This window comes from Streptomyces sp. NPDC041940 (assembly GCF_055589465.1).
Map to the genome: position 1 here is coordinate 312,448 of NZ_JBVJBP010000002.1, position 25,973 is coordinate 338,420.

The window sequence follows — 25,973 nt, forward strand, 5'->3', positions numbered from 1 at the left end:
ACCAAGCGCCGAACGAGTCCGGGGGGGTGGGGGTTTGTTTCCGCTCCCACCCCCCCCCCCCCCCCCCCCCCCCCCCCCCCCCCCCCGCTGCTCGCGGCTCACCGCTACGCCTTCAGCGGGTCGTGGCCGACGGTCATCAGCCGGTGCCGACGGCGTGTGTCCTCGGCCGTCACCTCCGGCAGCGGCTCGTTCTCCAGGTCCACCTGGGAGGTGACCCTGTCCACGACGTTCCGCATCACCCGCAGGTCGTCCTCGGTCAGGTCGGTGCGCCGTTTCTGGAGGATCGCCAGGACGTGCTGTCCGGTCTCGCTCCCCGCCTGGTCGGGCAGCGGCTCCGCGTTCTCGTCGGCGTCGCGCATCCGCAACCAGGCGGCGAGTTCCTGCGAGGTCATGTTCACCACGCGGTGGAAGTCCTCCCACAGCGCGTCGAGTTCGAGGGCGTCGGTCATCGGGTGCCCCTTCCGTACGTACGTGCGCGCCGGTCAGCCCTCGTGGGGGACGTTCTCGGCGTCGAACATCCACCGCTGCTTCTCCAGCTCCGCGGTGATGCTGATCAGCAGGTCCTGCGTGACCAGGTCCGCCTTCTCGGTCGCGTCGATGCGCTCGCGCAGCCGGCCGACGGCGTCATTGAGGGACTCCACCAGCACCTGCACGGCGTCCGAGTCACGCACCCAGCCCTCCTTGGGGCCGGGCAGCGTGAACGTCTTGGCGATGGTCTCCGGCCGTCCGTCCGGCGGCACACCGAGCGCCGCGGACCGTTCCGCGACCGTGTCGGCGAAGTTCCGCGCGGCCGTCACCACCTCGTCGAGCTGGAGGTGGATGGACCGGAAGCGCGGTCCGACGATGTTCCAATGGGCCTGCTTCCCGACCAGCGAGAGTCCGAGCAGATCGACCAGGGTGTCCTGGAGTGCCTCGCAGGAGACCCGGCGGGCCTCGTCGGGCAGTGTGCTCCTCACGGCCGTCATAGGGCGCTTCTCCTTCTCGCGTCGTTCTTCGTCGTCCGGAGCAGTGCGTCGCGCTCCTGCTCGCAGGTCCCGCCCCACACGCCCGAGGCCTGGCCGCTGCTCAGCGCGAAGCCCAGGCACTGGTCGGTCACCGGGCAGCGCGCGCAGATCCGCTTCGCGGCCGCGACGTCCCGCAGGGCCGGGCCCGCCGTGCCCACGGGAAAGAACAACTCGGGGTCCTCGTCCACGCAGGCGGCGCTCCACAACCACTCCATGAGCGCGCGGGTGCCCCGGGCGCACTGGCGCAAACGCGACCCGTGACGCCGGCCGGCCGAGGGGCTATAGTCCGAAACTAGCAGTGCTAATTAATGTGCGGTGTGTGAGGAGTCCTCTCGTGCGTCCCGTCCACTTCGCGGCCGCCCGCCGCACCCCCATCGGCAAGCTCAGGGGAGCCCTCTCCCCGGTGCGGCCCGACGACCTCGCCGCGACCGTGGTCCGTGCCCTGGCCGGCGACGTGCCCGCGCTGGACCCGGCCCGCGTCGACGACGTCTACTGGGGCGCCGCCAACCAGGCCGGCGAGGACAACCGCAACGTCGCCCGCATGGCCGCCCTGCTCGCAGGCCTGCCCGAGTCCGTCCCCGGGGCCACGGTCAACCGGCTCTGCGCGTCGGGCCTGGAGGCCGTGACCACGGCGGCCCGCACCATCGCCGCCGGCGAGGCCGACATCGTGATCGCGGGCGGCTCGGAGTCGATGAGCCGCGCCCCCTTCGTCCTGCCCCGCCCCGACGAGGCCCTGCCCCACCGCGTCGAGACCGTCGACACCCGCCTCGGCTGGCGCCTGGTCAACCCCGCGATGCGGGACCTGCACGGCCTGCTGTCCATGGGCGAGACGGCGGAGGAGGTCGCCACGCGCTACGGCATCGGGCGCGAACGCCAGGACGACTTCGCCCTGCGCAGCCACCAACGGGCCGCCCTCGCCCGCAAGAACGGCCACTTCGACGACGAACTCCTGCCCGTGACCCGCCCCGACGGTGTGGTCGTCGACACCGACGAGTGCGTCCGCGAGGACACCTCGTACGAGAAACTGTCCCGGCTGAAGCCCGTCTTCCGGGACGGCGGCACGGTCACCGCGGGCAACGCCTCCCCGATGAACGACGGCGCCGCCGGCCTCCTCCTGGTCAGCGAGGAGGCCCTGAACGAACTGGGCCTCCAGTCCCTGGGCCGCTACGTCGCCGGCGCCTCCGCCGGTGTCCACCCCGACGTCATGGGCATCGGACCGGTCCCCGCCACCCGCAAGGCCCTGGCCCGCGCCGGCTGGAGCGTCGGTGACCTGGAGGAGGCCGAGTTCAACGAGGCCTTCGCGGCCCAGGCCCTGGCCTGCGTCGACCAGCTCGGCATCGACCCCGACCTGGTCAACCCGAGCGGCGGCGCCATCGCCCTCGGCCACCCCCTGGGCTGCTCGGGCGCCCGGATCCTGACGACGCTGCTCCACCGCATGCGGCGGACGGGGGCGGGCCGGGGGCTGGCGACGATGTGTGTGGGGGTCGGACAGGGAAGTGCGCTTCTGGTCGAACGGGGGTAGACCGCCACCCCCGGGCCACCAGGCGAGACGGCACTGCGGCGCCTCGGTCGTTGCACATAGCATCAGTGTTCGCATGGACACGATGACGCTCTGGAACATCACCGGCTGGGAGTTCGCCGCACTCGCCTTCGCGGCCCTCCTCGTCGGTTTCTCGAAGACCGCCGTGAGCGGGGCCAACACGGTCAGCCTCGCCATCTTCGCCGCGGTGCTGCCCGCCCGCGCCTCCACCGGCGTCCTGCTACCGGTCCTGATCGCCGGAGACCTGCTGGCCGTCGCCACCTACCGGCGGCACGCCCACTGGCCCACCCTGTGGCGGCTGTTCCCGGCGGTCGCCGCGGGCGTCGTCGTCGGCACGGTGTTCCTGATGTGGGCCGACGACGCGATCGTACGGACCTCGATCGGCGCGATCCTGCTGCTGATGGCGGCCGTGACCGTGTGGCGCCGGCGTACGGCGGACGCGGAGGAGCAGCCGGACTCGCTCACCAGCCGGGCGGGCCGGCTCAAGGCCCGCTCCTACGGCGTGCTCGGCGGCTTCACCACCATGGTCGCCAACGCGGGCGGCCCGGTGATGTCGATGTACCTGCTCTCCGCGGGCTTCCGCAAGCTCGGATTCCTCGGCACGTCGGCGTTCTTCTTCCTGATCGTCAACGTCTCCAAGCTGCCCTTCAGCGCCGGCCTCGGCCTGATCGACGGCCGCTCCCTGCTCCTCGACCTGGCGCTCGTGGTGTTCGTCGTGCCCGGCGCGCTCTTCGGCAAGTGGGCGGTGCACAAGATCAACCAGCGGCTGTTCGAGCAGTTGGTCATCGCGGCGACGATCGTGGGCGGACTGCAGCTCCTGCTGCGCTGACGGGCGCACTACCGCCGGGCGTGACTCCGCAACAGCGCCGGAAGGTCCGCGAAGGAGTCGATCACGTGGTCGGGCGTGCCGTCGGCGGCCCGGAGCGCCTCCGGCTGGAACTTGCCGGTCCGCACGAGGACCCCGGTGACACCGGCCCGCTGCGCCGCGAGCACGTCGGACTCGACGTCGTCGCCCACCATCACGGCCTCGCCCGCAAGGGCGCCCACCCGGGCGAGCGCCGCCTCGAAGAACGCCCGCGCCGGCTTGCCGGTGATCTCGGCCTCCACCCGGGCGGCCTGCTCGAGACCGGCCAGGAACGCACCGGCGTCCAGTCGCAGCCCCTCGTCCGTATACCAGTACAGATTGCGGTGCATCGCCACCAGTCGGGCCCCATGCTGCAACTGCCCGAAGGCCCGGTCGAGCGCCGCCCAGCCGAACTCGGGACCCGCCCCTCCCACGAGCACGACATCCGGCACGGTCCCGGTGTCCGCCGCGTCCACGAGAGTCACACCGTCGAGATCCTCCTCGATGTCGCCGCTGTTCAGCAGGGCGCACCGAGCGCCGGGACAGTGCTCGGCGAGATGGGCGGCCGTGGCCGCGGGGGCGGTCAGGATGTCCTCGGCGGACACCGGGAACCCCGCGTCCGCCAGCGCCCCGGCGATCGAAGCCCGCGTACGGGAGGTCGTGTTCGTGACCAGCAGGACGGCGAGCCCGGCTCCCCGGATCTCCCGCAACGCCTCCACGGCCCCGGGCAGGGGCCGCCACGACACGGTGAGCACCCCGTCGATGTCGATCAGTACGGCACGCACGGACTCCATGTCCGGACGATAGCCCTGTCAGTCGCGGGGGTGCCTGCGCAGCAGATACGTGTCCATGATCCAGCCCTTGCGCTCACGGGCCTCGGCACGCAACCGCTCGATACGGGGCGCGGCCTCGGCGATCGGGCCGGAGACCAGGATCTCGTCCGGCGTGCCGATATAGGCGCCCCAGTAGATGTCGACGTCCTCCCGCGCGTACTGCCGGAAGGTCTGGTGGGCGTCGAGCATCACCACCACGTCGTCCACGCCCTCCGGGAAGCCCTCCGCGAGCCGCCGCCCGGTGGTGATCTGCACGGGCCGGGCGATGCGGTTCAGCCCCGTCCGGTGCCGGGCGACGAGCGCCGAGACGCTGCTGACGCCGGGGACGACCTCGTACTCGAACGCCACCGCCGCCCGCTCCAGCACCTCCTCCAGGATCCCCAGCGTGCTGTCGTACAGCGAAGGGTCTCCCCACACCAGGAACGCGCCGGTCTCCTCCTCGCCGAGTTCCTCCGCGATCAGCCGCTCGTAGATGTCGGCGCGGGCGCTGCGCCAGTCCCCGACGGCGGGGGAGTAGGCCGCGCCGTCGGCGGCCCGGTCCCGCTCCGGATCACGCGCCTCGACGACGCGATACGTCCCCTGCGGCAGGTGCGTGTCGAGCATGTCCCGGCGCAGCCGGGTGAGGTCCGCCTTCACCTCGCCCTTCTCCAGGATGAAGAACACGTCCGTGCTCCGCAGCGCCCTGACCGCCTGCAGGGTCAGTTGCTCGGGGTCGCCCGCGCCGATACCGATGACATGAATCTTTCGCACACCCCGAGTCTGCCGCACACCACTGACAGCGCCCGCACCGGCTCAGCCCCCGCGCCCCTGCTCAGGGATCTGCTCAGGGCCCCGCGCCCGCTCCCCGGAGCCGAGGCGCCCGTGCCCCCGCGTCCACGGCGCGGCCGTCCCGTTCCACGTCCTGGGCCAGTTCCCGGGCCCAGGTGGCGATGCCCGCCAGGTCGATGCCGTGCGGCAGCGGCTGCCCGGATCCGGAGGCCCAGGTCTCGGTCGCGCCCGCACCGCGTCGCAGCAGCCGTGCCCCGCCCGTGAGGTTGCCGCGGGCGGCGTGGGTGAGGCCGACGGCGAGCTGGGCGAGACCGCGCCACAGTTCCCGCTCCTCGTCGGGGCCCGACTTCCAGGCGTCCTCGAAGACCTCGTGCGCGTGGAACGGCTTCCCCTCGTCCAGCAGCCGCTGCGCCTCGGCGACAGTCGCCTCCGGCGTGCGGACCACGCCCTCGGGCTGCCGGGGCACGCCGTCCGTGCCGTACGGCAGGGGCCGCCCGAGACCGTCCCGGGGCCGGGCGTTGCGTGCCCGCCCCTCGCTGTCGCGGTCCCGGGCGTCGCCCGCCCGGTCCGCGGGTGTGTTTCCCGTGTGGTCCGCGCTTCCCTTGCTGCCTGTGCTGCCCATACGCCGATTGTCCCGCCCGGGCCGTTTTCGGCGCGGCCAGGGGTGTGGGGTAAGGTGCTGTTCGCGCGATCACGCGGTTTCACCGCGAGTGGGCGCGCATCGGGACGTGGCGCAGCTTGGTAGCGCACTTGACTGGGGGTCAAGGGGTCGCAGGTTCAAATCCTGTCGTCCCGACTTTTGAGAGTCGCGAATGAGGGCCGGTTTCGGAGCCATCCGAAACCGGCCCTTCGTCATTCAGCCGCGAGCTCCTCGGGAACGGACACCAGCACCGAGCCGGGGCCGGCTTCGGGCCCGCCCGGTCACGTCTCCGCTTCGACTGCCGCCTTGATCCGGGCGCCGAAGGCGGCGGCGTCCTTGCGGGCAGCGGTGAGTGCCAGGCCGACGAGGAGCTTGCCGAGGCCGTGGCCCTCCAGCACGTTGAAGATGCGGACCCGGGTCCGGCCGCCGGCCAGAGGCTCCAGGTCGTAGCCGCCTTCGTCGGCCGTCACACTGTTCTTCGACACCTCGGCCCACCGGATCCTCACCGGAGCCTCGAGCTCGGTGATGCGGAACTCCCTGGCTGTTTTCATCCCGGCGTCCTTGACCGTGCTGCGGAAGACCGTTCCCACGGTGGTCGGGGCATCGGGAACCCGCTCGATCCTGAGCACGCGGGGGCTGAACCGCGGATCGTTGCGTCCGTCGGCGAGGTAGTCGAAGACCGCTTCGGCCGGCCGGTCGATCTCGATGGTCGCTTCGAACTGTCCTGACATGAGCACTCCTCGATCGTCCACCCCGACCCGCACGGGCCCGGCCCGATCATGGCGGGCCGGTGCCAAGTGCCGTACAGGAAGGCGCGTCGCTGTCCCTGATCCGTGTGGGGTCAGTGGTGCTTGTCGATCGCCCGGAAGCTGCCGACCAGCGCGAAGGGCACCACGGCCCCGTCGAACACCGTCGTGCCGGGGATTGCGCTGCTGGAGTTCCGAGGCCCGATGGTGGCAATCGCGGAGCCGTTGTCGCAGGTGATGCCGAGGAAGAATTCGACGGTCCTGTCGCTCTCGTTTCGGACGTTGAAGCTGGTCGCGGGGCTGCTGATCACAGCGGTGCACACACCCGGCTCGGCCGAGTACATTCGCTCGTTGACGTGGACTCGTCCGCCGTCCTCGTTCCCGCGGTCGAAGTGGGTCTGGCCGTCGCCCCCCAGGGGAGCGGACGCAGCGGCCTGCTGGACCGACAGGGCGGCCTTCGGGGCCGGACTGGAGGCCGAGGCGTAGTTCACGCCGGCTGCAGCAAGGACAGTGATGCCCACCGACAACGCGATCGCGACAACGGTACGCGTGCGCATTCCGTTCTTTCTCACAGGCATTCCGTTTCTCCATATCTCATGGGTGTCAGCTGAGCGGCCGACCATGAATGAACATACGCATGCCTATTCCTGTCGCCACCTCAGGGATTTTCCAGGGACGACGAAAAGGGGCCGATCGGGTGTTCGAAGGTTCGGGGTCGCTCTAGTGATGTCCCATCAGAAAGACTGAAACGAAAGGCACTTGGTGAGGCGGCCCGACCGCTCGGGGGATCCGGATGACGCTCTGTCACACGGTTGCTGGCGTGTCGTGCGCGGAAATCGCGCCGTGCAGCGGATATCGGCCTCGTGCGCGCACGACGTCACCGCCGCGCCGAGTAAAGCTCCCGCCTCGACGTCGTGAAGCGTGCGAGGGCGTCCTTGAGGGGGGTGATGCCGATGCCGGGGGACGTGGGTACGGGGAGGTGGCCGTCGTGGAGGGTGAAGGGTTCCGTGATGTCCTCGGCGAAGTAACGGCGGGAGGCCGAGGTGTCGCCGGTGAGGGTGCAGCCCGGGAGGGCGGCCAGCGCCAGGTTGGGGGCGCGGCCGATGCCGGTCTCCAGCATGCCGCCGCACCACACCGGCACGCCGTGGGCGGCGCACACGTCGTGGATGCGGCGGGCTTCGAGGTAGCCGCCGACGCGGGCCGGTTTGACGTTGACGACCCGGCAGGCGTCCATGGCGATCGCTGACACGGCGTCACGCGCCGAGTGGATCGACTCGTCCAGGCAGACCGGGGTGCGCAGGCGCTGCTGGAGCCGGGCGTGGGCGTGGAGGTTGTTCTCCTCCAGCGGCTCCTCGATCAGCAGCAGCCCGAAGTCGTCGAGTGCGCGCAGGTGGTCGGCGTCCGCGAGCGTGTAGGCGGTGTTGGCGTCGACCTGGAGCGGGAGTGCGTCGCCGAAGCGTTCGCGTACCGCGCGCACCGGCTCCACGTCCCAGCCCTGCTCGATCTTCAGCTTGATGCGGAGGTAGCCCTCGGCGAGGTAGCGCTCGACGTCGTCCAGCAGTTCGGGAACGGAGTTCTTGATGCCGACCGAGACGCCCGCGGGCACCCGTTCGCGCACCGAGCCGAGGAACGTCGCCAGGGACATCCCGTAGGAGCGGAGTTCGGCGTCCAGGAGGGCGGTTTCCAGGGCCGCCTTGGCCAGCTCATGGCCCTTGACGGAGGCCAGGGCGGGGGCGACGGCCGCCGTCGTCGGCGCGGGGAGGGCGGCCACGCGCGGGAGCAGGAAGTCCCGGATGACCATCTCGGCGCCGGCGACGAACTCCGAGCAGTACAGGGGCTCGGGGTCGGCGGCGAACTCCGACCAGCCCTCGGCCTCGTCGGTCACCACGCGCAGCAGGAAGGTGTCCTTGCTGGTCATCGTCCCGAAGGAAGTGCGGAAGGCGGTGACGAGCGGGATGGCGACGTGGAGCAGTTCCACGCGTTCGAGCTTCATCGCTGCCTTTCGTGGGACGTCTCGCGGGGCGTCTCGTCGGACGACTCCTGGGAAGGCTCGCCGGGGCTGTCGCACGACGGACCGGTCAGCAGGTACCAGCCGTCGCGTGACATGGCCGTCGCGCGCAGGCCCTCGGCGTACGCCTCGGTGAACACCCCGCGTACGGCGTGCCGCCAGGCGAGCGCGAGGGCCGGGTCGGCGGCGCGCAGCGCGACGATGTCCTCGGGCACGCGGCACCACAGGCGGTCCGCGTCGCGCGCGGCGAGCGGTCCGTCGTCCGGTGCCCGGTGCACGACGTCGGCCGCCGAGCGGTCCGCGCCGGGGTCGTCCGTGCGCGTGGTCCCCGTCGCCAGGTCCCACGTGACGGTCAGCCGGTCGCTCTCGTCGCCGTCGTTCACGCCGTCGTTCATCGGCCCGTAGAAGTCGACCAGGTACTCGCTGCCGACCGCGCCCAGCTTGACGAGGTTGAAGCGGGCGTTGCGGCGGACCAGCGGGTCGAAGGTCCAGCGCATGGTGGTGGCGCCCCGCTCCAGCGCCCACAGTCGCTGCGCCTGCTTGACCGCGAAGCCCACGCCCCGGCCCGCCGAGGTCGCCGCCGCGACGAACGAGTACACGTCCCGCTCGGCGGGGGCACCGAACACCGCCACCGCCGCCCCGGCGAGCCGATCGCCCGACGGCCCGGCGGCGTACGCGGCGTGCACCGCGCCGCCGGCGTGCACCAGGCTGTGCAGCACCTCGGCCGGGTACGGCGGGGTGGCCCTGGGCGTCTGCCACACGTCGGCGAGGAAGCCGGCCACGGCGTGGATGCCGGCCACGTCGTGCACGGTACGGACCGTGACCGCGGCGGTGCGGGCCGCGGCGTCGGCGATGCCCGCCCAGGCACCGGGCGCCGTTCCCCCGGCCGTGCGGGGTGCCTCCGCCGGCCCGGACCCGGCGGCGGGGATCGTCACAGGTGTCATGCGGTGAGTCTCCGCCGCCGGGGCCCCGCGGCCGTTGTCGGCAGGCACAATGAAGGCGCGTGCCGCTGTTGCGATCGGCCAAGGCCGAGCGGGATCATCGCCCGGCAGAATCCCGCCGCCCCCTCCGTACCCCACCGTCCCAGGAGCCCGACCACCCATGGACGCCCGCACCCTCGAGGAACTGATCGGCACCCTCGGCGAGCCCCTGCTCCGTGTGCTCGCCGCCCCGGCGGACGGCCTCGCCACGCCCGTCTCCGAGGTCCTGCTGTGCGGCCACGGGGACCCCTTCCCGCGCAGCGCACCCGGCGCCCTGGTGCTGGCCGTCGGGCTGCCGCCGGGCCGGATCGAGCCGCTGGCGCGCGACGCCGCCGCGGCCGGGGTGGCCGGACTCGTCGTACGGGGCGGGGCCTCGCAGCCCGAAGCGGTGGCCGCGGCGAAGGCCCACGGCCTCGCGCTGCTCGCCGTCGACGAGGACGCCGCCTGGCACCACGTCCATCTGCTGCTGGCCTCGGCGATCGGATCCCGGCCCGGACCGGGAGACAGCGGAGCGGCGTTCGGGGACCTGTTCTCGCTGGCCAACGCGGTGGCCGCGGCGGTGGGCGGGGCGACCGCCGTCGAGGACGCCCGGCAGCGGATCCTGGCGTATTCCACCCTGCCCCGGCAGGTCGTCGACGAGGCCCGGCGGCAGGGCATCCTGGGCCGTCAGGTGCCGAGCAGCCCCGACAACAGCGAGCAGTACCGCGTCCTGTTCGCCGCCCCCGGTCCCGTACGCCTCCCCGCGCTGGACGGCGAGGAGCTGCCCCGGCTCGCCGTGGCGATCCGCGCGGGCGGCGAGACGCTCGGGTCGGTGTGGGTCGTCGACGACGGCCATCTCGCCCCCGACGGCGAGGAGGCGCTCGCCCGTGGCGCGTCCACGGCCGCCCTGCTCCTGCTGCGGGCGCGGGCCGGCGAGGAACTGTCCCGGCAGCTGACGAGCGACCTGCTGCGCCGTCTCCTCGACGGCAGCGCCGATCCGGTGGGCGCCGCGCACCGCCTCGGCCTCGCCGAGGGAACCCCGGTACGGGTCGTGGCCTTCGCCCTCGACGGCGCCGTGTCCACGCCCGACGAGGAACAGACCGCGCTGCGGCTGCTCGACCTCGTACGGCTGCACTGCGAGGCGCGGTACGGGCGGCACGCGTGCGTGCTGGTCGACGGGCGCGTGTACGCGCTGCTGCCGGTGACCGGTGCGGAGCCGAGCGGCTCGGGCGGGCCCGACGAGCGGCACCGGCGCCTGGCCGAGGACATCGTGCGGCGCGCGGCCCAGGCGCTGCGGATCCGGGTGCGGGCCGGGCTGGGCGAGGCGGTGGCGGAGCCGGCGGCCGTACGCGGCTCGCGGGACGACGCCGACCTGGTGCTGCGGGTGCTCGGCCCTGAGGAGGACGTCGCCGCCGTGACGCAGGTGCGGGCCCGGGTCACCCTGCTGCGGCTGCGGGAACTCATGGACGGGCAGCGGGAGTTGACGGCCGGGTCCTGGCGGGAGGTCCTGGCGCACGACGCCGGGCACGGCACCGACTACGCCAGGACCCTGGTGTGCTGGCTGGACGCCGGGGGCGACGTCGCGCGGGCGGCCGGGCTGCTCGCCGTGCACCCCAACACCTGCCGGTACCGCCTCAGGCAGGCGCAGCAGCACCTCGGTGTCGATCTGGACGACCCGGACGAGCGGTTGGTGCTGTGGCTGCAGTTGCGCACCCTCGGGGGCCTGCGCGGTGCAGGCCGGCCCTGACGCCCGGCCCGCTGTCTCGCGTGGGTGGTCAGCCGCTCAGCCAGCCGTAGTTGAGCGCGGGCGTGCCGAGCGAGGTGAAGCGGGCCACGTCCGTCCAGCCCAGCTTGGGGCGGGGAACCGCACCCAGCGCCTCGACCAGCGAGGCCACCGGTCCCTGGCCGAGCCCGGGCAGGGCCCCCGGCACCACCTCTTCCGGCCAAGCCCTGCGCGCCATCGGGACGGGCTTGGGGACCGCGCCCTTCGTCACTTCGGGGCCGTGCCCCGCATTTCCCGGTCACCCTCACCGGCGGGAAGCGCGGGAGGGCGGTCGCTCGCGGCGATCTTCGTGACCATCTCGGCGAGCTGTCCGCATGCCAGCGCGATCTCCCGCTCGGTCTGGGCGCGTTCGTTGACCGCCGCTCCGAGCACGAGGGCGGTCAGCGAGACGGAGCCGTTGAACGCCTGCAGGGTGATCATGTTGGTGAAGAGGTCATGACCGGCGAACGGGCCGGTGTTCTGCGCGGCCGCGATGATCGCGAAGGTCGACACGGCGAGGGCGCAGGGCGCGGCCCCGGCCAGCCCGAAGCGGAAGGCCGCCCAGATCAGCAGCGGGAAGCCGAGGAACAGCAGCGGCGTGGTGCTGGTCTCGACGAAGCCGACGCAGATCGTGACCGCCACGAGCAGGATCCCCTCCACCCATCGGGCCAGCGGGACGCCCCGGGGCAGGTGAGCCGAGCGGAGAACCAGCAGGACCGGTGTGACCGCCAGGACGCCCACCGCGTCGCCGGTCCACCAGACCGACCACGTCGCCCAGAACTCGCCGGCGTCCAGCACCCCGGTGAGGACCAGCGTCCCGGTGCCCACGGTGGCGCTGACCAGCATGCCGGTGAACGCGCCGAGAAAGATCAGCGCGAGGGCGTCACGCAGACGGTTCATCTCGCCGCGGAACCCGGCACGGCGGAGCAGGGCGTACGAGCAGACAGGCGCGAGCGTGTTGCCCGCCGCGATCGCGAGTACGGCCAGGAACGACGGCCCCAGCGAGATGTTGACCAGGAACGCCCCGAGAGCGATCCCCGGCCAGACCCGCGGCCCGCGCAGCAGCAGGCTGGCCAGCGCGATACCGCTCGGCGGCCACATCGGGGTGACCTGGTCACGCACCTGCTGCTGGAGCAGTCCGATCTCGGCCGAGCCCCAGTACAGCGCGGCAACGGCGCAGATCTCCAGGGCGGCCGCGCCGAAGCGCCGGGCCCCGGCATGCCGCGCGACAGTCATCAAAGACCTCCGCATCGACATCACCCCGACCATCATCCGTCGGATCCAACCGAACCTCCACGGCAGGTCAGGCGGGCGGGGTGCGCAGCGCGAGGACGGCCATGTCGTCGTGACCGTCGCTCGGGTGGTGGTCGGCCAGCGCCCGCACGAACTCGGGCAGGGGCCGGTGCGCGTGGGCGGTGGCGAGCACGGCGAGTTCGTCCAGGCTCTCGTCGATGGGGTGGGCGGGATGCTCGATCAGCCCGTCGGTGAAGAAGACGACGGTGGCGTCCGGGGGGAGGAACCGGGTGTGGTCGGGGCGGGGTTCCTCCAGGTCGACCCCGAGCGGCAGTCCGGGCTCGGCGATCAGGTACTCCGCCTGTCCGCCGGGGGTGATCAGCAGGGGCGGGACATGGCCCGCCGTGCTCCAGTGGATGCGCCAGCCCGGTCCCTCCGGTTCGATGCGGGCCAGAGCGGTGGTGGTGACGGGATTGCTCGTGATGGCCTGGAGCGTGCGGTCGAGCCGGGCCAGGAGCGCGCCGGGCGTACTGCCCCGGTCGAACAGCAGGGCCCGCAGCATGTTGCGGGTGGAGGCCATGGCGGCAGCGGCCTTCAGATCGTGGCCGACCACGTCCCCGATGACGACCGCCACGATGTCGCCGGACAGGGGGATCGCGTCGTACCAGTCCCCTCCGAGCTTGCTGGGCTCGGCGGCCGGCCGGTAGACGGCGGCGGCGGAGAAGGGCCGCAGGTCGGGCAGCGCGGGCAGGAGAAGCCGCTGGAACTGCTCGGCTCCGACCCTCACCTGTTCGAACAGACGGACGTTCTCGATGGCGATCCCGGCGGCGCTGGCCAGGGCGGTGACGACGTTCTCGTCATGGACGTCGAAGGGCTGTCCGTCACGCCGCTCGGCCAGGTACAGATCGCCGTAGATCTCGCCGCGGACGCTGATGGCGACTCCGAGCAGCGTCCGCAGACGCGGATGGCCGGGCGGGAAGCCGACGGCGGACGGATGGGCCGGGATGTCGTCGAGCCGCAGGGGTTCGGGGTGGCTGATCAAGTGGCCGAGGACGCCCAGACCGCGCGGCAGGTCGGTGTCGGCCAGGTCGTCGAGTTCCCGCTCGGACAGACCGGCGGTGATGAACTCCTCCAGGCGCTCACCGGACGCGTTGAGCACGCCCAGCGCGCCGTAGCGGGCGCCGACCAGGTCCATGGCGGTGGTCACGATGCGGTGCAGCACCGCGGTCAGCTCCACCTCCCGGCTGATGGCCACCACCGCGCCCAGCAGGCCCTGCATCCGGTCCATGGCGTCCAGCAGGGCGCGCAACTGCTCGTCGATCCGGTCCAGCTCGGTACGCAGGCGCACGTGCAGGTCGGGCAGCTGCGGCTGCCTGGGATGCTGACCTCGCCTCTCTCCTGCCATCACGAGCGCCTCGCGGCCGGATGTCCGGTTCCTCTAGCTTAGTCCGGGGCGGCCTCGACCCCGCGTGCCGAGACCGTGGGACCGTGGAGAGGAACGGACATCCGGACCTCCCCGAGGAGCACCGGCCATGACCACACGCCCGGCCCACACCGCCGCCCCGTCGATCAGGACCACCCCCGAAGGCCTCCTGTGGGAACCCAGCGAGCGCTGGGTGCGCGGCCGCAAGGGCGACGTCACCGTCGTCGACAGCCGGCACCCCGTGCTCGTCTGGGAGCCCCGGCTGCCGGTGCCGCAGTACGTCTTCCCGCACGCGGACGTCCGCACCGACCTCCTCCGCCCGGCGAAGAACCCGCCCACCGGCAAGCACACCGGCTCCCGGATCTTCTACGACCTCGAACTCGACGGCGAGGTGCGCTCCAACGCGGCCTGGACGTTCCCCGCCGACGACCTCGCCGGCCACATCGCCTTCGAGTGGTTCCTGCGCACCGACACCGGCCTCGACCACTGGTACGAGGAGGACGAGGAGATCTTCATCCACCCCCGTGACCCGCACAAACGCGTGGACGCGCTGCCGAGCAGCCGCCATGTCCGGGTCGAGATCGACGGACAGGCCGTCGCGGACACCCGGGACCCCGTCCTGCTCTTCGAGACCTCCCTGCCCACCCGGTACTACCTGCCCCGCGAGGACGTCCGCCTCGACCTGTTCGACGCCACCGACCACAGCACCGGATGCCCCTACAAGGGCACCGCCGAGTACTGGTCCTGGCGCGGCGAGGGCGATGTGCCGCCCAACATCCTCTGGAGCTACGCCGCCCCGCTGCCCGCGGTGGCGGCGGTCCAGGGGCGCGTCGCCTTCTTCAACGAGGCCGTGGACATCACGCTGGACGGCGAGCGCCTGGACCGCCCGGACACGCCGTTCAGCCGGATGCTGCGCACGAGGTGACCGGTCCCCTCACGGCCTCACCAGCAGCTGGAAGTCGAACGTGTAGCGCGACGCCCGGTAGATGTGCGTCCCGTACTCGACCGGGCGCCCGGTGTCGTCGTACGCCGTGCGCCGCATGGTGAGCAGCGCCGCGCCCTCCTGCTCGTCCAGGCGGGCGGCCTCCTCCGCGGTGGCGGCGCGGGCGCCGACGGTCTGGCGGGCGCTGTGCAGGGTGATGCCCGCCGAGCGCATCATCCGGTACAGGCCCGTCGACTCCAGGCGGGCGCTGTCGAGGTCCAGCAGGGCGGTCGGCAGGTAGTTGCACAGCAGGGCGACCGGCTGGCCGTGTGTGCGGCGCAGCCGTTCCAGGGCCGTGACCTCGCTGCCCTCCGCGACGCCGAGCGCGGCCGCGACGTCGCAGGACGCCGGGACGACCTCGTTGCGCATGACCTCCGTGGTGGGCCCCTGTTTGGCCGCCTCCAGGTCGTCGTAGAGGCTGCTCAGTTCCAGCGGGCGCTTGACCTGGCTGTGCACCACCTGGGTGCCCACGCCGCGCCGCCGGACCAGCAGCCCCTTGTCGACGAGGGACTGGATGGCCTGGCGGACGGTGGGGCGGGACAGTCCGAGGCGCACGGAGAGGTCGACCTCGTTGCCCAGGAGGTTGCCCGGGATGAGGACCCCGTGCTCGATCGCGGCCTCCAGCTGCCGCGCGAGCTGGTGGTACAGCGGCACGGGACTGCCCCGGTCCAGGGCGAAGTCCAGTGTGCTGAGCGCAGGGACGGCCGTGGTGCGGGCCCGGTCACCGGTCTTCGCCATGGATGAACCCCCCTCCGGGTGTCAGGAGTTGCTCGGGAAACCGAGGTTGATACCGCCGTCGGACGGGTCCGGCCAGCGGGTGGTGATGACCTTGCCCTGGGTGTAGAAGGCGATGCCGTCGTTGCCGTAGATGTGCAGGTCGCCGAAGAGCGAGTCCTTCCAGCCGCCGAAGGAGTGGTAGCCGACCGGGACCGGGATCGGCACGTTGACGCCGACCATGCCCGCCTTGACCTCCAGCTGGAAGCGGCGCGCGGCGCCGCCGTCCCGGGTGAAGATCGCGGTGCCGTTGCCCCAGCGGGAGTCGTTGATCAGCTTGATGGCCTCCTCGTACGTCTCCGCGCGCACCACGGCCAGCACCGGGCCGAAGATCTCGTCCCGGTAGGCGTCCGCCGTCAGCGGCACCCGGTCCAGCAGCGAGACGCCGAGGAAGAAGCCGTCCTCATGGCCGTCGACCGAGAAGCCCGTGCCGTCCACGACGACCTCGGCGCCCTGCCCCGCGGCCGAGGAGACGTACGACGCCACCTTGTCGCGGTGCTCGCGGGTGATCAGCGGGCCCATCTCCGACGCCGGGTCGTTGCCCGGGCCGATCTTCAGGCTCTTCGCCCGCTCGGCGATCCTGCCGACCAGCTCGTCACCGATGTCGCCGACCGCGACCACGACCGACACGGCCATGCAGCGCTCGCCCGCCGAACCGTACGCCGCGTTGATCGCCTGGTCGGCGGCGAGGTCCAGGTCCGCGTCGGGCAGGACGAGCATGTGGTTCTTGGCGCCGCCCAGGGCCTGCACGCGCTTGCCGTGCTCGACGGCCTTGAGCTGGATGTACTTGGCGATCGGGGTCGACCCGACGAAGGAGACCGCCTCGATGTCCGGGTGCTCCAGGATGCGGTCCACCGCGACCTTGTCGCCCTGCACGACGTTCAGGACGCCGTCGGGCAGCCCGGCCTCGGAGGCGAGTTCGGCGAGCCTGAAGGAGGCCGACGGGTCCTTCTCGGACGGCTTCAGCACGAAGGTGTTGCCGCAGGCGATGGCCAGCGGGAACATCCACATCGGCACCATCGCCGGGAAGTTGAACGGCGTGATGCCCGCGACCACACCCAGCGGCTGGCGGATGGAGGCCACGTCGACCCGGGAGGAGACCTGGGTGGACAGCTCGCCCTTCAGCTGGACGGAGATCCCGCACGCGAGCTCGACGATCTCCATGCCGCGCGCGACCTCGCCGAGCGCGTCGGAGTGCACCTTGCCGTGCTCGGCGGTGATCAGCTCGGCGATCTCGTCGCGGTGGGCGTCCAGCAGCTCGCGGTACTTGAACAGGATCGCCGTGCGCTTGGCGAGCGAGGACTCTCCCCAGGACTCGAAGGCGGCCTTGGCGGAGGCGACGGCGGCGTCCACCTCGTCGACGGTCGCGAAGGCGACCTGCTTCTCCTGGGCGCCGGTGGCCGGGTCGTAGACGGGGCCGAAGCGGCCGGAGGTGCCTTCGACGGGCTTGCCGTCGATCCAGTGGGTGATGGTGTTCATCGTGTGCGGGGCCTTTCGTGGAGCCTGATGTCAGCGGGGAGTTCAGAGGTGGCGGCGGCGTCCGGCGACCTGGCGGTCGTAGCGCTCGCGGGCCTCTACGGCGGCCTCGCGGGAGGCGGTCTCGGCCACCGGCACGTCCCACCAGGCCTCGGCCGGGGGAGCGGTCGGGGCCGGGTCGGTCTCGACGTAGACGCACGTCGGCCGGTCTGAGGCGCGGGCCGCGGCCAGCGCCTCGCGCAGCTCGCGCACGCTCTTGGCGCGCAGCACGTCCATGCCGAGGCTGGCGGCGTTGGCGGCCAGGTCGACGGGGAGCGGGGCGCCGGTGAAGGTGCCGTCGGCGGCCCGGAAGCGGTAGGCGGTGCCGAAGCGCTCGCCGCCGGTCTCCTGCGACAGACCGCCGATGGAGGCGTAGCCGTGGTTCTGGATGAGGACGATGTTGACCGGCAGGCCCTCCTGCACGGCCGTGACGATCTCCGTCGGCATCATCAGGTAGGTGCCGTCGCCGACCAGCGCCCAGACCGGGGTGCCCGGGGCGGCCTGCTGGACGCCGATGCCGGCCGGGATCTCGTAGCCCATGCAGGAGTAGCCGTACTCCAGGTGGTACTGGCGCGGGCCGCGGGAGCGCCACAGCTTGTGCAGGTCCCCGGGGAGCGAACCGGCGGCGTTGATCACCACGTCGTCGTCGCCCACGGTCGCGTCCAGTGCGCCGAGCACCTGCGTCTGGGTCGGCACGGCGTTCTCGTCGTCGGCGCGGTAGACGGCCTCGACGACCTCGTCCCAGCGGTCCTTGCCGGAGCGGTACTCCGCCTCGTACGCCTGGCCCACCCGGTGGCCGGAGAGCGCCTCCAGCAGCCTCTCCAGGCCGGACTTCGCGTCGCAGACCAGCGTGCGGGCCGCCAGCTTGTGCGCGTCGAAGCCGGTGATGTTGAGGTTGAGGAACCGCACGTCCGGGTTCTGGAAGAGCGTGCCGGAGGCCGTGGTGAAGTCGGTGTAGCGGGTGCCCACGCCGATCACGAGGTCGGCGGTGCGGGCGAGGTCGTCGCTGACCGCCGTGCCGGTGTGGCCGATGCCGCCGAGGTCGGCGGGGTGGTCGTGGCGCAGCGAGCCCTTGCCGGCCTGGGTCGAGGCGACCGGGATGCCCGTCGCCTCCACGAACGCCTTCAGGGCCTCCTCGGCCTCGCTGTGGTGGACGCCGCCGCCCGCCACGATCAGCGGCCGCTCGGCCGAGCGGATCGCCTCGACGGCCGCCGCCAGCTCCACCGGGTCCGGCGCGGGACGCCGTACGTACCAGACGCGCTCGGCGAAGAACTCCTCCGGCCAGTCGTACGCCTCCGCCTGCACGTCCTGGGGCAGGGCGAGGGTGACGGCGCCGGTCTCGGCCGGGTCGGCCAGCACGCGCATCGCCTGGAGCGCCGAGGGGATCAGCGCCTCGGGGCGGGTGATCCGGTCGAAGTACCGCGACACCGGGCGCAGCGTGTCGTTGACCGACACGTCGGCCTCGACGGGGTGTTCGAGCTGCTGGAGCAGCGGGTCGGGGGCGTGCGAGGCGAAGTAGTCGCCGGGCAGCAGCAGCACCGGCAGCCGGTTGATCGTCGCCAGGGCCGCGCCCGTGACCAGGTTGGTGGCGCCCGGGCCGATCGAGGTCGTCACCGCCTGCGCGGACAGGCGGTTCAGCTGCCGGGCGTAGCCGACCGCCGCGTGCACCATGGACTGCTCGTTGCGGCCCTGGTGGAACGGCATGACCTCCTCGCCCGCCTCCAGGAGCGCCTGGCCGACCCCGGCGACGTTGCCATGGCCGAAGATGCCCCAGGTCCCGGCGATCAGCCGGCGCCGCACGCCGTCCCGCTCGGTGTACTGGGCGGACAGGAACCGCACCAGGGCCTGGGCGGTCGTCAGTCGGCGGGTGCGGGCGTTCATGCGGAGGTCTCCGGGGCGGTGTAGAGGGGGAGCCGGGGGTCGACCGGCTGGTCCGGCCAGGTGTCGCGGACCCAGGCGTGGTCGGGGTGGTCGCAGATCAGCCAGGCGCGCTCGGCCTCCGGGCCCGCCATGACGTTGAGGTAGTACATGTGGTGGCCGGGCGTGGCCATCGAGGGCCCGTGCCAGCCGTCCGGGATGAGGACCACGTCGCCGTCGCGGACCTCGGCCAGCACGTCCGTGCCCTCGCCCTGCCCGGACGGCGAGACCCGCTGGTAGCCGAGGCCCGGCGTGCCGTCGTGTCCGGCGAACTCGAAGTAGTAGATCTCCTCCAGCACGGACTCCTCGCCCGGCCGGTGCTCGTCGTGCTTGTGCGGCGGGAACGACGACCAGTTGCCGCCCGGCGTGATCACCTCGACCGCGATGAGCTTGTCGCACTCGAACACGCCCGCCGCGCCGAAGTTGTTGACCTGCCGGGAGCAGTTGCCGGTGCCCCGCAGCTCCACGGGCACGTCGGAGGCCGGCCCGTAGCGGGCGGGCAGCCGGCGCTCGCAGCGCGCGCCGGTCAGCGCGAACCGCCCCCCGGCGGCGGACGTCACGGTCGCGCGGGCGTCGCGCGGCACGTAGGCGAAGTCGCTGACGCCGCTGAACACGTCCTGGCGGCCCCGGAGTTCGAAGGTGTCCTGGCCGAAGTCGTCCGTCGCGGCGACCGTGCAGCCGCCGCTCAGGGGGACGACGATCCACTCGCTGTCGCCGGTCTCGAAGGAGTGCGTGCCGCCCGGCGGCAGCTCCAGGATCCGCAGGCCGGAGTGGCCCCAGCCGGCCTTCTCGGGCGTAATGTCGACGATGTAGGGGCCGCCGAGGGCCTTGCCCGCGGGAAGGTGATACGTCATCGTGTGCGTGCCTTTCGGATCACAGCGGGTGCCACTTGAATCACAGCAGGTACCTCTTGCATCACAGCAGGCCGACGGCCGTGTCCACCGCCTGTTCCACGCTGCCCTCGGCCGGGTAGAGCAGCGATCGCCCGACGACCAGGCCCTGGACGGTGGGCAGACGCAGGGACTTGCGCCAGCGTTCGTAGGCGCCCTCCTGGTCCTCGCCCACCTCGCCGCCGAGCAGGACGACGGGCAGCGTGGAGGTCTCCAGCACCTCGGCCATGTCGTCCGGGTCGTCGGTGACGGGCAGTTTCAGCCAGGTGTAGGCGGAGGTGCCGCCCAGGCCCGAGGCGATGGCGACGGACCGGGTGACGGCGTCGGCGGACAGGTCGTTGCGGACCCGTCCGTCGACCCGCCGGGAGATGAACGGCTCCACGAACAGGGGGAGCCGGTGTGCCGCCATGGCGTCGACGGCACGGGCCGTGGACTCCAGGGTGGTGAGCGAGCCCGGGTCGTCGTAGTCGATACGCACCAGGAGCTTGCCCGCGTCGAAGCGGAGCCGGGCGATGTCCTCGGCGCGGTGACCGGTGAAACGGTCGTCCATCTCGAAGGAGGCCCCGGCGAGTCCGCCGCGGTTCATCGACCCCATGACGACCTTGTTCTCCAGCACCCCGAGCAGGAGCAGGTCCTCCAGGATGTCGGCGGTGGCGAGCACCCCGTCGACGCCGGGCCTCGACAGCGCGACACACAGCCGTTCCAGCAGCTCGGCGCGGTTGGCCATGGCCAGGCGCCGGTCGCCGACCCCGAGGGCGCCGCGCGCCGGGTGGTCCGCGGCCACGATCATCAGCCGGCCGCTGTCGCCGATCAGCGGGCGGCGCACCCGGCGGGCGGCCGCCTCGGCGACGGCCTCGGGGTCGCGGGCTCTGACCGTGGTGAGGTCGGGGATCCCGATGTTCAAGGAAGGCTCCGTTTCAGTGGCTCGTGCTCGGCGACGGCGACGGCGCCTCGGCGAGGAGGTCCGCGACCTCGGTCTCGGTCGGCATCGCGGAGGAGCAGGCGAGGCGGGAGGCGACGAGGGCGCCGGCGGCGTTGGCGTGGCGCATGATCTTCTCCAGGTCCCAGCCGGCGAGCAGACCGTGGCAGAGCGAGCCGCCGAAGGCGTCGCCCGCGCCCAGGCCGTTGACGACCTCGACCGGCACCGGCGGCACCTCGGCCCGGGTGCCGTCGCGGTGCACGGCGAGTACGCCCTTGGGGCCCTGCTTGACGACGGCCAGCTCCACGCCCGCCTCCAGCAGCGCGTCGGCGCAGGCCTGCGGTTCGCGCACGCCGGTGGCGATCTCGCACTCGTCGAGGTTGCCGACCGCGACGGTGGCGTGGCTCAGCGCCTCGCGGTAGTACGGGCGGGCCTCGTCGGGGTCGCGCCAGAACATCGGCCGCCAGTCGAGGTCGAAGACGGTGATGCCGGACTTGTCGCGGGCCTTGAGGGCGGCAAGCGTGGCGGACCGGCTCGGCTCCTCGCTCAGGCCGGTGCCGGTGATCCAGAAGATGCGGGCCCCGCGGATCGCGAAGAAGTCCAGCTCGTCGGTGTGGATCTCCAGATCCGGGGCCTTGGGGCGGCGGTAGAAGTACAGCGGGAAGTCGTCCGGCGGGAAGATCTCGCAGAACGTGATCGGCGTGGGGTAGGCCTCGACCGGGGTGACCCAGCGGTCGTCGACGCCGAAGGACTTCAGCTCCTCGTGCAGATAGGTGCCGAAGGGATCGTCGCCGGTGCGGGTGATCACCGCCGTACGGCGTCCCAGGCGGGCCGCCGCGACCGACACATTGGCCGCCGAACCTCCCAGGAATTTCCCGAACGTCTCCACACGGTCCAGGGAGACGCCGGTCTGCAGGGGATAGAGGTCGACTCCGATGCGGCCCATCGTGATCAAGTCGAAATACTGTGCCGGCCCGGCCATGCGCGACCTCCTCGGGAAGCTGGGGATGCGGGTCCCGGGGCGCCCTGACACGGTGGGGGCGTGGATCCAGGGGACCTGCCGCCCCTCAGGTGTAGGTCGCGGAGGGGGGCGCTGTCAATAGTTTGTACTTACATTCGGACCTGCTCGTGAAATGATGTCTTAACAAAGTATTGACAGCGGGCGTGGCAGAGACTTGTATCCCGTGGCATCGCCACAGTCTGTTTGCGGCATCATGATCCGGACTCCGTAAGGCTCCGGGACCACGGATCCCTTCGTGATCCCTCCCCTTTCCCCCGCAGTAGCACAGTGAGGTGCCAGGAAAGATGGACCGCTCTTCTCACCCCCGCTCCCGCAGAATCACGCCCGTCGTCGCCGTGGCCGCGGCGGCGGCCCTGACTCTCGCCGGCTGCTCCAGCAGTTCCGGGGGCAAGGAGGCCGAGGAAGGCGCAGCGAACGCCTCCGCCGGCAAGGCGACCACGCCGCGCATGACCGTCGCCCTCGTCACCCACCAGGCGCCCGGCGACACCTTCTGGGACACCGTCCGCAAGGGTGCCGAGGCCGCGGCCGCCAAGGACAACATCAAGCTCGTCTACTCCGCCGACCCGAACGCGGGCAACCAGGCCAACCTGGTCCAGAACGCGATCGACCAGAAGGTCGACGGCATAGCCGTCACCCTCGCCAAGCCCGACGCCCTCAAGGACGTCATAGGCAAGGCCGAGAAGTCCGGCATACCCGTCGTCGGCCTCAACTCGGGCCTGAGCGACTGGAAGAAGTTCAACATGCTGGAGTTCTTCGGCCAGGACGAGTCCGTCGCCGGCGAGGCCTTCGGCAAGAAGCTCAACGAGGTCGGCGCCAAGCACGCCCTCTGCGTCGTCCAGGAGCAGGGCAACGTCGGCCTGACCCAGCGTTGCGACGGCGTGGAGAAGACCTTCGAGGGCAAGCTCGACACCCAGAACGTCAACGGCACCGACATGCCGTCCGTGAAGTCGACGATCACCGCCAAGCTCAAGCAGGACCCGTCCATCGACTACGTCGTCACGCTGGGCGCGCCCTTCGCGCTGACCGCCGTGCAGTCGATCGGCGACGCCGGCAGCAAGGCGAAGGTCGCCACCTTCGACCTCAACAAGGACCTCATCAAGGCCATCAAGGGCGACGACATCCAGTTCGCTGTCGACCAGCAGCCCTACCTCCAGGGCTACCTGGCCGTCGACGGCCTGTGGCTCTACAAGAACAACGGCAACTACAGCGGTGGCGGTGAGCAGCCCGTGCTGACCGGACCGGCCTTCGTCGACAAGTCCAACGTCGACAAGATCGGGGAGTTCGCCGCGAAGGGCACCCGGTGATGAGCATGACCCAGCAGGCCACGCCGGCGGTGGACACACCGCCGGCCCCCGGCCGGAAGCCGTCCGACGGCCGGACGCGGCAGCGCCCGCTCGCGCTGCGGCTGCTCGCCCGGCCCGAGGTCGGCGTCTTCCTCGGCGCCGTCGCCGTGCTCGTGTTCTTCCTGATCACGGCGCCGCCGGTGCGCGACGGCAGCTCGATGGCCAACATCCTGTACCAGTCGTCGACCATCGGGATCATGGCGCTGCCCGTGGCCCTGCTGATGATCGGCGGCGAGTTCGACCTGTCGGCCGGTGTCGCCGTGATCACCTCGGCGCTGACCGCGTCGATGCTCAGCTACCAGCTCACCCTGAACGTCTGGGTGGGCGTGATCGTCGCCCTGCTCGTGTCGCTCGCGATCGGCGCGTTCAACGGCTGGCTGCTGGTCAAGACCGGCCTGCCGAGCTTCCTGGTCACCCTGGGCACCTTCCTGATCCTGCAGGGCGTGAACCTCGCCGTCACCAAGCTGGTCACCGAGAACGTGGCCACCGACGACATCAGCGACATGGACGGCTTCGCCCAGGCGCAGAAGATCTTCGCCTCGACGTTCGAGGTCGGCGGGGTCAACGTCAAGATCACCGTGGTGTATTGGCTGGTCTTCGCGGCCCTGGCCACCTGGGTGCTGCTGCGCACCAAGTACGGCAACTGGATCTTCGCGGTCGGTGGCAACAAGGAGTCGGCCCGGGCCGTCGGCGTCCCGGTGACCTTCACCAAGATCTCACTTTTCATGCTGGTCGGCTTCGGCGCCTGGTTCGTCGGCATGCACCAGCTGTTCTCGTTCAACACCGTGCAGTCCGGCGAGGGCGTGGGCGCGGAGCTCATCTACATCGCCGCGGCCGTCATCGGCGGCTGTCTGCTCACCGGTGGCTACGGCTCGGCGATCGGCCCGGTGTTCGGCGCCTTCATGTTCGGCCTGGTGCAGCAGGGCATCGTCTACGCCGGCTGGAACCCCGACTGGTTCAAGGCCTTCCTCGGCGTGATGCTCCTCGGAGCCGTCCTCATCAATCTGTGGGTCCAGCGCACGGCGACCCGGAGGTGACCGCAATGACCAGCGAAGCAACCGCCACCGACGAGGCCGCCACCAAGGACGCCGCTCTCGTCGAACTCAAGGGCGCCGGCAAGTCCTACGGCAACGTCCGCGCCCTGCACGGCGTGAGTCTGGAAGTGCACCCGGGGAAGGTGACCTGCGTCCTCGGCGACAACGGCGCCGGCAAGTCCACCCTCATCAAGATCATCTCCGGGCTGCACCAGCACACCGAGGGCGAGTTCCTCGTCGACGGCGCACCGGTGCGCTTCTCCACCCCGCGCGAGGCCCTCGACAAGGGCATCGCCACGGTGTACCAGGACCTCGCCGTCGTCCCGCTGATGCCGGTGTGGCGCAACTTCTTCCTCGGCTCCGAGATCACCAAGGGCCCCTGGCCCGTGCGCCGTCTCGACATCGAGAAGATGAAGAAGACCGCGGACGAGGAACTGCGCGCCATGGGCATCGTCCTGGACGACATGGAGCAGCCCATCGGCACGCTCTCCGGCGGCCAGCGCCAGTGTGTGGCCATCGCCCGCGCCGTCTACTTCGGCGCCCGCGTCCTGATCCTCGACGAGCCCACCGCCGCTCTCGGCGTCAAGCAGTCCGGTGTCGTGCTGAAGTACATCGCCGCCGCCCGCGAGAAGGGCCTGGGCGTCATCTTCATCACCCACAACCCGCACCACGCCTACATGGTCGGCGACCACTTCAGCGTCCTGCGCCTGGGCACCATGGAACTGTCCGCCTCCCGCAGCGACGTCAGCCTCGAAGAGCTGACCAACCACATGGCCGGCGGCGCCGAACTCGCCTCCCTCAAGCACGAGTTGGCGCAGGTCCATGGCGTCGACGTCGAAGAGCTCCCCGATGAGGGGGACCTCACCGCCCCCGTAGCAGCGTCCTCGGAAGGAAAGTCCTGACATGGCCCTCGCGCTCGACCGCATCCGGGTCGGCTCCGCCCCCGACTCCTGGGGCGTCTGGTTCCCCGACGACCCCCAGCAGGTGCCCTGGGTACGCTTCCTCGACGAGGTCGCCGAAGCCGGCTACTCGTGGATCGAACTCGGCCCGTACGGCTACCTGCCGACCGACCCGGCCCGGCTCACCGACGAGGTGACCAAGCGGAACCTGAAGGTCTCCGCCGGCACCATCTTCTGCGGCCTGCACCGCGGCCCGTCCGAGTGGGAATCCACCTGGGAGCAGGTCAGCAACGTGGCCGCGCTCACCCAGGCCATGGACGCCAAGCACCTCGTCGTCATCCCGTCCTTCTGGCGCGACGACAAGACCGCCGAGATCCTGGAGGCGCCCGAGCTCACCACCGAGCAGTGGCGCAACCTCACCACGGGCATGGAGCGCCTCGGCCGTGAGGTGAAGGACAAGTACGGCCTGGACATCGTCGTCCACCCGCACGCCGACACCCACATCGACACCGAGGAGCACGTCGAGCAGTTCCTCGACTCGACCGACTCCGACGCGGTCAACCTCTGCCTGGACACCGGGCACTACGCCTACTGCGGCGGCGACAGCGTCAAGCTGATCGAGACGTACGGCGAGCGCATCGGCTATTTGCACCTCAAGCAGGTCGACCCGGACATCCTCGCCGACGTGGTGAAGAACGAGGTGCCGTTCGGCCCGGCGGTGGCGCGCGGTGTGATGTGCGAACCACCCGCCGGTGTGCCCGAGCTGGGCCCGGTCCTGACGGCCGCGCAGAAGCTGGGCGTGGACCTCTTCGCCATCGTCGAGCAGGACATGTACCCCTGCGAGCCGGACAAGCCGCTGCCGATCGCGGTGCGCACCCGCAAGTTCCTGAGGTCCTGCGGCGCCTGACGACCCGAAAGG

The 25,973-nt window shown here is 71.5% G+C and carries 27 protein-coding genes and 1 tRNA gene; 9 read left to right on the plus strand and 19 right to left on the minus strand.

The genetic code is table 11. The features are described from left to right. Positions 1-104 precede the first annotated feature (104 nt). The 3 genes from ACZ6I3_RS06080 to ACZ6I3_RS06090 are packed head-to-tail and all read right to left on the minus strand — an operon-like array spanning position 105 to position 1,192. The gene (locus ACZ6I3_RS06080) at positions 105-449 is read right to left on the minus strand and encodes a DUF3140 domain-containing protein (protein ID WP_189725974.1); all 345 of its coding nucleotides are present in this window, start codon (positions 447-449) and stop codon (positions 105-107) included. Between the two features lie 33 nt (positions 450-482). Then, on the minus strand, positions 483-965 hold the full coding sequence (locus tag ACZ6I3_RS06085; RefSeq protein ID WP_469412115.1) for a Dps family protein: 483 nt from the start codon (positions 963-965) through the stop codon (positions 483-485). After that, the gene (locus ACZ6I3_RS06090) at positions 962-1,192 is read right to left on the minus strand and encodes a WhiB family transcriptional regulator (RefSeq protein ID WP_469412117.1); all 231 of its coding nucleotides are present in this window, start codon (positions 1,190-1,192) and stop codon (positions 962-964) included. Before ACZ6I3_RS06090 ends, ACZ6I3_RS06085 begins: the two co-directional genes overlap by 4 nt. Before the next feature lie 146 nt (positions 1,193-1,338). Between ACZ6I3_RS06090 and ACZ6I3_RS06095 the strand changes: the two genes are divergently transcribed. Both ACZ6I3_RS06095 and ACZ6I3_RS06100 read left to right on the plus strand, forming a co-directional pair. Continuing rightward, the gene (locus tag ACZ6I3_RS06095; protein WP_469412119.1) at positions 1,339-2,526 is read left to right on the plus strand and encodes a thiolase family protein; all 1,188 of its coding nucleotides are present in this window, start codon (positions 1,339-1,341) and stop codon (positions 2,524-2,526) included. A 73-nt stretch (positions 2,527-2,599) separates the two neighbouring features. Then, positions 2,600-3,373 (plus strand): sulfite exporter TauE/SafE family protein, encoded by a 774-nt coding sequence (locus tag ACZ6I3_RS06100; protein ID WP_469412121.1) that lies wholly within the window; start codon positions 2,600-2,602, stop codon positions 3,371-3,373. Between the two features lie 8 nt (positions 3,374-3,381). Here the strand turns inward: ACZ6I3_RS06100 and ACZ6I3_RS06105 are convergent, their stop codons facing one another. From ACZ6I3_RS06105 to ACZ6I3_RS06115, 3 genes are all read right to left on the minus strand, one after another. Next, positions 3,382-4,182 carry an HAD-IIA family hydrolase gene (locus ACZ6I3_RS06105; protein ID WP_469412122.1) on the minus strand — a complete coding sequence of 267 codons (801 nt, stop codon included), beginning with the start codon at positions 4,180-4,182 and terminating at the stop codon, positions 3,382-3,384. 18 nt (positions 4,183-4,200) lie between these two features. After that, the gene (gene cobF / locus ACZ6I3_RS06110; protein WP_469412124.1) at positions 4,201-4,971 is read right to left on the minus strand and encodes a precorrin-6A synthase (deacetylating); all 771 of its coding nucleotides are present in this window, start codon (positions 4,969-4,971) and stop codon (positions 4,201-4,203) included. A gap of 73 nt (positions 4,972-5,044) precedes the next feature. Further along, on the minus strand, positions 5,045-5,611 hold the full coding sequence (locus ACZ6I3_RS06115) for a DUF309 domain-containing protein (RefSeq protein ID WP_469412126.1): 567 nt from the start codon (positions 5,609-5,611) through the stop codon (positions 5,045-5,047). A gap of 100 nt (positions 5,612-5,711) precedes the next feature. Between ACZ6I3_RS06115 and ACZ6I3_RS06120 the strand changes: the two genes are divergently transcribed. Then, positions 5,712-5,785: transfer RNA gene (locus ACZ6I3_RS06120), tRNA-Pro, on the plus strand. A gap of 125 nt (positions 5,786-5,910) precedes the next feature. On the opposite strand, the gene ACZ6I3_RS06125 is transcribed toward ACZ6I3_RS06120, so the two are convergent. From ACZ6I3_RS06125 to ACZ6I3_RS06140, 4 genes are all read right to left on the minus strand, one after another. Beyond that, entirely contained in the window at positions 5,911-6,360 is a 450-nt protein-coding gene (locus tag ACZ6I3_RS06125) for an SRPBCC family protein (protein WP_469412127.1), read from the minus strand. A gap of 110 nt (positions 6,361-6,470) precedes the next feature. Then, positions 6,471-6,932: a hypothetical protein gene (locus tag ACZ6I3_RS06130; RefSeq protein ID WP_469412128.1), complete on the minus strand. Its 462-nt coding sequence runs from the start codon at positions 6,930-6,932 to the stop codon at positions 6,471-6,473. 320 nt (positions 6,933-7,252) lie between these two features. Continuing rightward, positions 7,253-8,368: an o-succinylbenzoate synthase gene (menC, locus tag ACZ6I3_RS06135; RefSeq protein WP_469412129.1), complete on the minus strand. Its 1,116-nt coding sequence runs from the start codon at positions 8,366-8,368 to the stop codon at positions 7,253-7,255. Beyond that, entirely contained in the window at positions 8,365-9,327 is a 963-nt protein-coding gene (locus tag ACZ6I3_RS06140) for a chorismate synthase (protein ID WP_469412130.1), read from the minus strand. The genes menC and ACZ6I3_RS06140 overlap by 4 nt, the downstream gene beginning before the upstream one ends. Positions 9,328-9,484: 157 nt before the next feature. Here ACZ6I3_RS06140 and ACZ6I3_RS06145 point away from each other — a divergent pair, with 157 nt between their 5' ends. After that, positions 9,485-11,089, plus strand: coding sequence for a PucR family transcriptional regulator (locus ACZ6I3_RS06145; protein ID WP_469412133.1), 1,605 nt, complete (start codon positions 9,485-9,487; stop codon positions 11,087-11,089). A 28-nt stretch (positions 11,090-11,117) separates the two neighbouring features. Here the strand turns inward: ACZ6I3_RS06145 and ACZ6I3_RS06150 are convergent, their stop codons facing one another. From ACZ6I3_RS06150 to ACZ6I3_RS06160, 3 genes are all read right to left on the minus strand, one after another. Then, positions 11,118-11,336 (minus strand): hypothetical protein, encoded by a 219-nt coding sequence (locus ACZ6I3_RS06150; protein ID WP_469412134.1) that lies wholly within the window; start codon positions 11,334-11,336, stop codon positions 11,118-11,120. Next, positions 11,333-12,340, minus strand: a complete 1,008-nt coding sequence (locus ACZ6I3_RS06155; RefSeq protein ID WP_469412136.1) for an MASE1 domain-containing protein — start codon at positions 12,338-12,340, stop codon at positions 11,333-11,335. The genes ACZ6I3_RS06150 and ACZ6I3_RS06155 overlap by 4 nt, the downstream gene beginning before the upstream one ends. Before the next feature lie 67 nt (positions 12,341-12,407). Beyond that, positions 12,408-13,742 carry a PP2C family protein-serine/threonine phosphatase gene (locus tag ACZ6I3_RS06160; RefSeq protein WP_469412138.1) on the minus strand — a complete coding sequence of 445 codons (1,335 nt, stop codon included), beginning with the start codon at positions 13,740-13,742 and terminating at the stop codon, positions 12,408-12,410. A 127-nt stretch (positions 13,743-13,869) separates the two neighbouring features. On the opposite strand from ACZ6I3_RS06160, the gene ACZ6I3_RS06165 reads away from it, so the two are divergent. Continuing rightward, positions 13,870-14,685, plus strand: coding sequence for a DUF427 domain-containing protein (locus tag ACZ6I3_RS06165; protein ID WP_469412139.1), 816 nt, complete (start codon positions 13,870-13,872; stop codon positions 14,683-14,685). Positions 14,686-14,694: 9 nt separating this feature from the next. On the opposite strand, the gene ACZ6I3_RS06170 is transcribed toward ACZ6I3_RS06165, so the two are convergent. The 6 genes from ACZ6I3_RS06170 to iolC all read right to left on the minus strand — a co-directional run bounded on the left by ACZ6I3_RS06170 (position 14,695) and on the right by iolC (position 21,739). Next, positions 14,695-15,480, minus strand: a complete 786-nt coding sequence (locus ACZ6I3_RS06170; protein ID WP_469412141.1) for a GntR family transcriptional regulator — start codon at positions 15,478-15,480, stop codon at positions 14,695-14,697. A gap of 21 nt (positions 15,481-15,501) precedes the next feature. Further along, positions 15,502-16,995, minus strand: a complete 1,494-nt coding sequence (locus ACZ6I3_RS06175) for a CoA-acylating methylmalonate-semialdehyde dehydrogenase (protein WP_469412142.1) — start codon at positions 16,993-16,995, stop codon at positions 15,502-15,504. 42 nt (positions 16,996-17,037) lie between these two features. After that, the gene (iolD, locus tag ACZ6I3_RS06180; protein ID WP_469412144.1) at positions 17,038-18,912 is read right to left on the minus strand and encodes a 3D-(3,5/4)-trihydroxycyclohexane-1,2-dione acylhydrolase (decyclizing); all 1,875 of its coding nucleotides are present in this window, start codon (positions 18,910-18,912) and stop codon (positions 17,038-17,040) included. Continuing rightward, on the minus strand, positions 18,909-19,802 hold the full coding sequence (iolB, locus tag ACZ6I3_RS06185; protein ID WP_469412146.1) for a 5-deoxy-glucuronate isomerase: 894 nt from the start codon (positions 19,800-19,802) through the stop codon (positions 18,909-18,911). Before iolB ends, iolD begins: the two co-directional genes overlap by 4 nt. A gap of 61 nt (positions 19,803-19,863) precedes the next feature. Then, positions 19,864-20,742 (minus strand): Cgl0159 family (beta/alpha)8-fold protein, encoded by an 879-nt coding sequence (locus ACZ6I3_RS06190; RefSeq protein WP_469412148.1) that lies wholly within the window; start codon positions 20,740-20,742, stop codon positions 19,864-19,866. A gap of 13 nt (positions 20,743-20,755) precedes the next feature. Continuing rightward, entirely contained in the window at positions 20,756-21,739 is a 984-nt protein-coding gene (gene iolC / locus ACZ6I3_RS06195) for a 5-dehydro-2-deoxygluconokinase (RefSeq protein ID WP_469412150.1), read from the minus strand. Positions 21,740-22,062: 323 nt separating this feature from the next. On the opposite strand from iolC, the gene ACZ6I3_RS06200 reads away from it, so the two are divergent. From ACZ6I3_RS06200 to ACZ6I3_RS06215, 4 genes are read left to right on the plus strand one after another with little or no spacing between them, the layout of a single operon-like run. Continuing rightward, positions 22,063-23,082 (plus strand): sugar ABC transporter substrate-binding protein, encoded by a 1,020-nt coding sequence (locus ACZ6I3_RS06200; RefSeq protein WP_469412152.1) that lies wholly within the window; start codon positions 22,063-22,065, stop codon positions 23,080-23,082. Continuing rightward, entirely contained in the window at positions 23,082-24,158 is a 1,077-nt protein-coding gene (locus tag ACZ6I3_RS06205) for an ABC transporter permease (protein ID WP_469412154.1), read from the plus strand. The genes ACZ6I3_RS06200 and ACZ6I3_RS06205 overlap by 1 nt, the downstream gene beginning before the upstream one ends. 5 nt (positions 24,159-24,163) lie before the next feature. Then, on the plus strand, positions 24,164-25,057 hold the full coding sequence (locus ACZ6I3_RS06210) for an ATP-binding cassette domain-containing protein (protein WP_469412156.1): 894 nt from the start codon (positions 24,164-24,166) through the stop codon (positions 25,055-25,057). Position 25,058: 1 nt separating this feature from the next. Beyond that, positions 25,059-25,961 (plus strand): sugar phosphate isomerase/epimerase family protein, encoded by a 903-nt coding sequence (locus tag ACZ6I3_RS06215; RefSeq protein ID WP_469412157.1) that lies wholly within the window; start codon positions 25,059-25,061, stop codon positions 25,959-25,961. Positions 25,962-25,973 lie beyond the last annotated feature (12 nt).